We start from the raw sequence: 9,533 nt of genomic DNA, 5'->3' as shown, positions 1-9,533 counted from the left end.
ACCGCCATCCTAAATTCCACCTATCATTCTACATCAGAAACGTTTCAATAATTTTTTTTATGAGTTGCAGCATCCCAAATTTTTTCAGGTCCGTATCATTATCATAGCCAAACACAAAATTTGAGGTTCCTCGTTTGCTTGGGTTGGGATCATGAGTTATGTTCTCCATCCCATTCCCCGCTACAATCCAAAAGAGGATTCCGCATTCTTTGTCGTGCCCGGGCGCACTCCCGGCGCGGGCGAGGTGCGTGCCCCTCCCCGCCGTGCCACAGGCCGGATCCCTCCACCACCCATTCCTCGTGCCTCGCCCTCGCTTCCTATCTTATTCTTTGTCTCCAGAAATATAAGATCGATCAGATCGGAAACCCCTGACCTGGCCTCCCCTCCCTCCTTCCCAAGGAACCCGAGCAAGAGAGTTTTGCGGCCTTTTACCACTTGCACGTCACGTGCTGACCATCATTTAATTATTTATGATCCCGTGATTGGCACAATATTTGAGTTCCAACCTGTACCTTCATTTAATTTTTATTAATTTTATAAGAAAGCACAGGAGCCTGCATCTTCACCAGAAATTTTTTTTTTTTAAGCTTTATGAACCTGTACCTTTTCCATATGGTGTTAAAAAAAAAAAAACCGTTTCAACGTGGAAAAGAAAGACAGTAAAATGATAAATTTATTTGAAACGGCGATATTTTGGTATTATTGTTTTTAAAAAATAATATTTTAAAAAAGACCCAACAATTCTATATATTTACATATAAAAGGGAGCCTACCAACCAACCAAATCCTTGCCTCCTCCCACTGTTTTGTACGCACCGCATCCAACGGCTCACAACCCCAGCTGGTAAGACCACCATCCCACCATTCTCGCCCACGGTTTTCTCTTCCAGCCCCCGGTCTCGTCCCAAAACTACTCAATCTCGCCGACCCATCATCGCTTCCCCTCCCACGGAACCATTCTTTCTTTATTCGCCCCCTCTCTCTCTCTCTCTCTCTCTCTCTCTCTCTCTCTCTATATATATATATATATACGCATACACGTTGCAACGCAGAATGGATTTCTAGTCCTTCCATTCCATCCTATCGCCATAGCTTCCCTCCTATCCTCATCTACTAATCTCTGCTTGCGTTCCTAACATCTAAATTCGATGGCTCCCACGGCTGCCATGCTCTTCCTTGGTTACCACCAATGGAATCCTAAACCCTCCTCTTTCCAATATTCCACCTCCAATACTCCCGCTTTCTTTCATATTAAGGTTGCCAATGGAATGGCTTCCCGTCCCCCATCATCGCCATCGGAGACCATCGGCCAAGTGGCGAGAAGCCAAGCAGCCGGAGAAGAAGGCAAGGAAGCCAAACCTCCCTCGCTGGAAGACAAATTTGAGGAGTCCCTTCAACTCAGCTGCTGGTCCTTGTAAGAGAGATTACAGCAACGTCGATCTTCACCTTTTGTCGGTGTTAATTGTGGAAAAGAATGTAAAGTTCTCTACAAGTTTCTTTTAATGAAATATTGTACATAGTTCTTTCGTTTTCCCCGCTGGTGCGCGCCATTTCTTTGCCTTCCATTCGTAAGACGAGGAACAATGGAAACGTTACGTTTTTTAGTGATACAAATCACATTCCGCGCAATAGAGAATTAATTAAGATAAACAATTCAGTGAAATATCTTTCTAGGCTCGAGGAAAACGCGTCGATTATGAGAACCAAGCGTATGAATTTGGGCTTCCACCGGTGGATGGATGCATCCGTTTCTATGCAATCAAGGTTCAAAGTTCTGGGTTCGATTATTAGGTGATGCATCTCGAAGAATCTAGACCTGGACACCTACCCTTAATGAAATCATGAATTTATAGGTAAGATACTCTTTTTCTCAAAAGCTTGTAGGTTAATTTCTCGATGGTCTATCTTTCTTCAGAATGATAACTCCATGAGACCAAAATGTTGTCCCTCCAGGTACTCTGCAAGATGAAGGTAAAAGAAGGAATGAAATCAAATTCCGAGCTTGGGACAATCTGATGGTTAGTATCGAAGCATCGTTTTCTACTTCTCCTGCTAGTTCGGACCGAACGTCTCCCTATCCGCGCCTCCATCTTCATGGTCGCATCTTTAGGAATATCTCCACGATAAAACTGAGAGCTCCATCGTCTATAGGCAACGGAACCGACGAACACATCACAACCCAAATCCGCTGACAGAAATGTACAAAATAACCGGGCCACAAATAGTTTCTTCCACGATGTTTCTGGTCCATTAGAGTTGTTTTTTCTTTGGAAAAGTCTCGGTGCACGGTGTGCGGTACACTAAATCCAACATCACCCGCACCATATTATTCTTTTATCCAAGTAGATCCATCGTAGGATAATGAACGTTGAACGCTGGCATTAATTATTATTTAATTTTATTTAAAATTTTTATTCAGCTCAAAATATATTTTTTAATTTTTTTTATGAATATTTTAGATTTTGAACTAGGATATCGTAACTTCTCAACTGTAATATTTAACATCGTTTTATTTTATTTCATTTTTCCGCGTTTCTGGCCGCGCTTAATAAGGATGTCGTAGCTTTTGAACTAGGGTATCGTAATACTGTTTCAGATTTTATTTTATATTTTTCTGCAGGAATGTCATAGGTTTCTAATTGCAGATCGTAGATCAGCTTTCCGCGATTTTATTTTATATTTTTCTCGCGGCGAATGTCAGAGTGCTTAACTGTGATGTCAGAATAACTGTAAATTTTGGTGCTTTAATTTATATTTTTCTGCAGGGTGTCGTAGGTTTTGAACTAGGGTATCGTAGCTTTTGAACTAGGGTATCGTAATACTGTTTCAGGTTTTAATTTATATTTTTCTGCAGAATGTCATAGATTAACTGGATATCATACTAACTAGATAAGATCATAATATTGTTTCGTTTTAATTTATATTTTCTGAAGGTGTCAGAGGCTTAATTAACAGACGTAATAACTGCGACGTCAGAATGTTTCTAACATTAACCAGAAAGGTCAGTTTCAACCGTATTATTAGTTTTGAATTAGGATATCGTAAGTTTAACTAGATATCGTAAGTTTTGAACTAGTATCGTAATACTGTTTCTAGGTCATTTTTGAACCAGGGTGTCGTAGGTTTTGAACTAAAATGTCGTAGGTTTTGAACTAGATGTCGTAATACTATTTCAGGATCATTTTTTGAACCAGGATGTCATAGATTTTGAACTGGGGTATCGTAGCTTTTGAACTAGGATGTCGTAAGGGTATTTTGGTCTGGACGAAAATTTTAATTAATGCTAGTCATCTCAGCTTTTGTCCCATCATGCTATAGTAAATATTTTTGGACCAATAGGAGCGTGCGGTGCAGGCCACGCTGGATTTGCTGCACCGCACGCGGTGCACAAAGAATTATCTTTTTCTTTTTGAAAAGTCTTTGTACATCGCGTGCGGTAAAATAAATCCAACGTGGCCCGCACCGCGATTTTTTTATTGATCCAAATATATCCACTGTAGCATGACGGGATGGGAGATGAGCGTGACTAGTATTAATTATCATTCAACTTTTATTTGAGATTTTCCAGACCAAAATATCCTTCCCTCCAGCTCGAACTAGGGTATCGTAGATTTCGAACTAGGATATCGTAGCTTTTCAACTAGGGTATCATAAGGATGTCGTATACTGTTTCAGATTTTAATTTATGGTTTTCCACGGGTATCGTAGCCTTTCAACTGCAAGATCAGTTTTTCTAACTGTACGTAATACTATTTCAGGTTTTAATTTATATTTTTTCTCGTTAAAAGCTATAGGTTTTAAACTAGATGTCGTAGCGCAATCCAGCAGATCGTATCAATTAAGCTGTGTTTTAATTTATATTTTCTGGCAGCACTACTAGAAAAGTGGTAAGCATCAAGTGATTTTACCAAGTGAAAAACTTCGCAATTCCTATGAGTTTTTGACAAAAAAATTAATTGTGGAAATTTTTCAGGAAAAATTCCTCAGGAAAATCCCTTGGAAATTTTTTTTTTATGAGAATTTTTCGAGGGATTTATTCTTTATAAATGAGCTCTTAGTAAAAATCTTCCGAGAAAAAAGTTTTCTCGGAAAATCTTGAAAATTATTACAAAATTTCTCAAGATCTTTCATCATAATTTGGTTCTTAGTGAAAAAATTTTCAAAAAAAAATTTCTTGCAAAATCCCTCGGAAATTATTTAAGGTGATTTTCCAAGAAATCTTTTCATGATAATTTGGTTCTTAATAAAAAATTTTAAATAAAATAATCCCTGCAAAAATTCCTAGAAATTTTTTTTTGTGAGGGATTTTCCGAGGATCTTTTCATCATAATTTTGTTCTTAGTAAAAAATTTTAATAAAAAAATTCCTAGAAAAATCCATCGAAAATCTCTCAGAAATTATTCCTAAAGAAATCCCTCTGAAAATCCCTCGAAAATTTATCCTTGGCAAATCCCTCAAAAATTTTCCCTCGAAAAATCCCTTGAAAATTTTCCCTCGGAAAATCCCTCAAAAATGTTCCCTCGAAAACTCTCGGAGATGTTCCCTCGGAAAATCCCCGGTAATGTTCCCTCAAAAATCCCATGGTAATATTCCCACGAAAATTTTCTGGGAATTTTCCTAAAATTACGAAAAATTTCCAAGGAAAAAATTCCATCGAAAATTCCCTCAAAAAAAAAATTCGCTCAGAAAAATCCCCAAATTATCTTGCAGAAATCAGAAAATCCTGAATTTATCTCAAAATCAAATTTATCCTAAAATCCTCGGAGATGTCTTCTGAAAATCCCCCAATAATATTCCCTCGAAAAATCCCTCGGAGAATTTTTCTCGAAATTTGTCAGAAATTTCAAGGAAAAATTCCATCGGAAAATTCCTCAAAAAATAAATTCCTGAAAAATTTTCCGAGGATGGTTTTTCCTGTGCAATTGCAATCACCAATGCTTCTTCTCACTTGACCATAGCTGTTCAATATATTGTAACATTCAAAGAGACCTAACATACTCTCTAACACACCATTCAATTCACTCTTGCTGATCAAACTATATGAATGTTCAGGAAACTCATGCTAATATTCATACGAAGAAGAGCAATATTTGATATATCTCCCATCTTCACTCTTTTTTGAAATGATCTGTTCGAAAGATTCAAGATAGGACAAAGCATTTGGATGTCCATCCGATCCTCCGTAATATCTGAAGCTTCCTCAACCTTTCATTATGATGACTATTTGATATATCTTTCGAGAGGCCAATAATATCGTAAATTTCATCATCTTTTTTATTGTTGATCATACTAATGATTGAAACTGGCATGACGGTGATGCCTATTTTCGAATATTACAGGATATTTTATATGTTGGTCCTTTAAATTGTATTAATATGAAATTAGTATGATCACTCATTTGTATAAAAAAATTAAAAAAATCCGTAGGTGGCAGCTTTTCCTAACTAGTTTGTAATATGATAGCTGAAATGGGCTGTGCTTGTAGGGAGCTAGCATGGATCATCAAATTATGGTATTGACTAGTTTTTTTAACAACGAAGCTGTTCATGCCACATCTGACGTTTTGAACGCTCCCGCACAAACTATATCCAAATATTTACCATATCGGCCTGCCCGCCTAAACCCATTTGGATTTCGGATTTTGGTGCTTTTGGGTCCAGAAGGAAGAGAAATTCCAAAATAAAACCCGTTTACTCAAATGCCAGATGAATCCCGTTCCCAAATGCCAGACGGCGAAAATTTGCCCCCAAAAATCCCACGAAAACTAAACTGAAATAATCCCCCATGGCGAAACCCCAAACCCTCGATGAATCCTGCTTCCACATTTCCCTTCAAAATCCAAAGCCAATGGCGCCCCTCCCTCTAAATCCCCAGCCCCTCTTTCCCTTCTCCTCATCAAACCCACTCCCTTCTTGCTCTCCTCCATCCCCTCTCTCCATCTCCTCTTCATTTATTTCATATGTTACTGTATCTTTCTCTTTTGTCCTTTAAACAAATATAAATTGAGTCATTGGAAGCCCAAGAAAAATAAAAAAAATTATTCAAAAGAAAAATAAAAAATATTGTTCTAATATTTTTTTATAAAATAAATTTATAATAGTAGATAGCAGAATTGAATCTAGAACCTTTGAAAAGCCTACCTACTATCATAACCATTAAAATCCAATTTTATTATATTATATATATATATATTAAAAAAATATTTAACCAATATAAAACCTTTCTTATAAATTAATAAAATCTAAAACCCCTTAAACTCCCACACCCACCGCCCATCTCTGTTCGATGGGCTTCCCTCTCTTCCCTCTCGAATCGAACCCTTCCGCTTCCTCTCCACCCACGGGGTGCCCATCGGAGAAATCCCATCACGACCTCTCCTCTATTCCGGTAGGTCGACGAGAGGAGATCCTACGGAGGGCTCGGTAGCTACAAGAAACCCCCGATCGACGTGGCCTCCGTAGATCGATCAGTGCTTAGAAGGGACTCGATAAGAGACCCCTCGACCCCTGGCCTCCTTCACTTGGTCCGGCAACCGTGCAACTCACCCTCCGTGATCCTCCGGAGTGTTCGGCGACCATGATAAGCTCTCAGATACCAGCTTAGCTCCTCCGGTCAAGCCCCCACTTGGCTACTCCACGATCAATCTCCCCTCTCCATGGTATGATCGACGGCCACAAGCTCTCAGCCTCCCACCCGATTATCTTATAATTTTTTTAAATCATATAATTTGACTCGATACTTGTTTATGAAAATATTTCTAGATATCACATTACAATAAGTTTTCAGGAAAAGAACGGTTGAATCTGATGATCTGCTTTACAAAATTTCTACTTGATAGTTGAATATGAAGTACATAAATTATTTACAGGGATGCAAAACTTATCAACAGAAAAATCACTTAGAATTAAATTTGGTTTGTCAAAGTTGTGATATAAAAATATTGTGCAACTACAATACTTGGTCCGACCCGATCTTTTTTGGGATGGGGCAGATTTTTTTGGGATGGGATGGGTATGAGTTTTGGGTGACCCGACCCGTTGCCATCCCTAGTATAAATTTTTAATTGAAATACAGTGAACATTCCATACCACCTATCTAACAATTCCAAAGTGAACATCAAAATTACCAAACAATCCGGGAACATTCTTGCATTTCCTTTCATCCCGACCGTCCAATAAAATTCTTGCATTCCCTTTTATCCCGACCGTCCAATGAATGATCCTTTTTATCAGCCCACCGCCCTCCGCCCTTTCACGAAGCCTCCCAGGCGGCAAATAAAAATTGGAAATCCAAAACACCCGCATGGAATCAAAATCTCTCCAAGGCCCGCTCTCCTCCCAAATCGACAAAGAAATTTCCAAAACCCTACCCGAACGAAATCCACGAATCCCTCTCTTGCGATCTCCCTCTCGTTCTTGCACGGTGATTGTTTTTGACCTCCTCCACCCGAAGTTGTCCATAGCCAGCCGACGACCATCGCCATTTTTTTCCCCCACCGAAGGACTCCTCCGGCGACCATTTAAGCTGAGCACAGCATGCCATGGCAACTTCCCCCGGTCGCCCATCTTCTCCGCTCCGAGTCGATGCCCTCTGCCGCGCCTCTGCTACCTGTCTCCCCCACTCTCCTAATCCATGGGTCACCGGAAGCGTAACCCTCAGCAGCCACCTTCCCGCCCCTCATCCGAGGCCCCAACCGCGTCGCGGCCCTCCGTCGATGCCTGCCCCTCCCCGGCTGTCGATGCCCCTCCCGAATCCGATCACAAGGAAGGCCTCCTGCTGCTATGACTATGGCAGCGACAATGGATGAGGTTCCCGCCACCATGAAGGTGGGAGTGCGAGTGGTCACCGCCTCTTCGGAGAGGGAACCACAACAAGGCCCTCCGACGGTCAACGCTCCCCCCGCTCGACGCCTCCCACGATGGCCGACGCCGCTCTGAGACACGATCATTAACTTAACAGCATCTTTCAATAAAGTTTTAGTATATTGATGTTGAGGAGAAAGACAAAATATCTTTAACATTTACCATTTCTACTACATTACCATGATACATTACAGCACACCTATAACAAAAATACTTAACTATGGATAAATCATGAGAAATAAAGAAAATAGTAAGTTTTAATTTTTCTTTCAATTCATTTAAAAGATTAAGAATTTGTGCCTGAATGGAAACATCCAAAGCAGAAACGGGTTCATCAGCAATAATTAAAGTAGGTTTTACTGAGGTGTTCCAAAACTTTAGACAACTTTTTTACTTTTTAAAAATTCTTTAAGACTAACTATTAAGTTAGTCTTTTTTCTTTTCAAGACTAAAAAAATAATTTCTTATCTTTTCTAAAAACATTTTTTAGAAAGGAATAAAATGTTAAGACAACAATTATTTAAAGATTTTTTAAAAATAAAAGAATTTAAAGTAATTCGCGATCAATTGATCGAAATGCATTTACCATTAGGTAAAAAAATAGTTAAACAATTTAAATATTTCTCAAAGCGATTCAAAGAGAAGATTTATATCAAGAAGGAATTTTAGGGTTAATAAAAGCTTTAAATAATTATCAAGATTTAGGTTTTGACTTCATTTTTTATGCAATCCCAAAAATTAAAGGTGAAATCACAGAACTTATCAGAGGCCTACAAGCTACTTCAACTTCCAGAGAGGTGTTTAGGAAAGAAAAACAAGTAAGTAATATTCCTTTTGAAGAAAAACAACACCAATCTATTAATATCAACGGGCGCTATAATCTAAACCCTCATCAAATTTGGCTAAACCAAGTTAATCACGAATTGTTTATTCAAACAATCAAATCTATTTTAAATCCCCAAGAATTCGAGATTATTAGATTAAGTTTTGGGATTCCTTTAAAAAACCAAAACCAATCCCCTCAAATTGAGTATTCCAACAAAAATATAGGTAAAATGTTAAATTTATCTGCAACACAAATAAAATTTATCAAAACCAAAGCAATTGCTAAATTAAAAAATATAAAAAAGGAAATAAACAATATGAATTATCGTAAAAAAAATACAACTACTTATTATTTTGTTAATGGTAAAACAATTTGTGGTGTATTCAATGAACATGACTCTGATACACACTTTATTAAAATGAATTGTACAATTAAAGACGGAATGAATTGACTTTATTACAAAATATGATCCCATAACAGAAGAACCAATCAAAGAAACATATTACAATTATGACGGAACAATTAAAAAGAAAAACTTTTAATCAATATAGAAACTAAACCTTTGAAGGGGTATTTTTTATACCCAAATTAAGCATAAAAATATTTAAAGAAGATTGAAGCCGAATGTGCTTGTTGGGGGTTGTCCTTAAACACATGAAATAATTTCTTCAGTTTTTAATGAAATTACAGAAACTGACTTTTACAGTATTCATCATAAATATATTTTTAAATCCATGAAAATATTACATCAAAATAATAAAGAAATTGATTACGCTTCTATAAGTGCTATTTTAGAAAATGAAAAATTATTAAAACAGCTACATTGTCCATCATCGTCTGATCTG

The 9,533-nt window shown here is 37.8% G+C and carries 3 protein-coding genes and 1 pseudogene; 3 read left to right on the top strand and 1 reads right to left on the bottom strand.

Annotation, left to right across the window (positions count from 1 at the left end; genetic code table 11):
* Positions 1 to 7,091: 7,091 nt before the first annotated feature.
* On the bottom strand, positions 7,092 to 7,565 hold the full coding sequence (locus ACEW7V_RS00230) for a hypothetical protein (RefSeq protein WP_374695498.1): 474 nt from the start codon (positions 7,563 to 7,565) through the stop codon (positions 7,092 to 7,094).
* Between the two features lie 798 nt (positions 7,566 to 8,363).
* Here ACEW7V_RS00230 and ACEW7V_RS00225 point away from each other — a divergent pair.
* From ACEW7V_RS00225 to ACEW7V_RS00215, 3 genes and pseudogenes are all read left to right on the top strand, one after another.
* Positions 8,364 to 9,001: pseudogene (locus ACEW7V_RS00225) on the top strand (sigma-70 family RNA polymerase sigma factor); the annotation flags it as partial.
* 133 nt (positions 9,002 to 9,134) lie between these two features.
* Positions 9,135 to 9,230: a DUF2963 domain-containing protein gene (locus ACEW7V_RS00220; RefSeq protein ID WP_374695700.1), complete on the top strand. Its 96-nt coding sequence runs from the start codon at positions 9,135 to 9,137 to the stop codon at positions 9,228 to 9,230.
* A 117-nt stretch (positions 9,231 to 9,347) separates the two neighbouring features.
* Positions 9,348 to 9,533, top strand: a 186-nt coding sequence (locus ACEW7V_RS00215; RefSeq protein WP_374695699.1) for a DnaB-like helicase N-terminal domain-containing protein, incomplete at its 3' end; no start/stop codon positions are given.

The sequence above is a fragment of the Areca yellow leaf disease phytoplasma genome, from assembly GCF_041920595.1.
The sequence above is the reverse complement of the archived record's forward strand: the minus strand, read 5'-3'. Positions and strand labels throughout refer to the sequence as shown.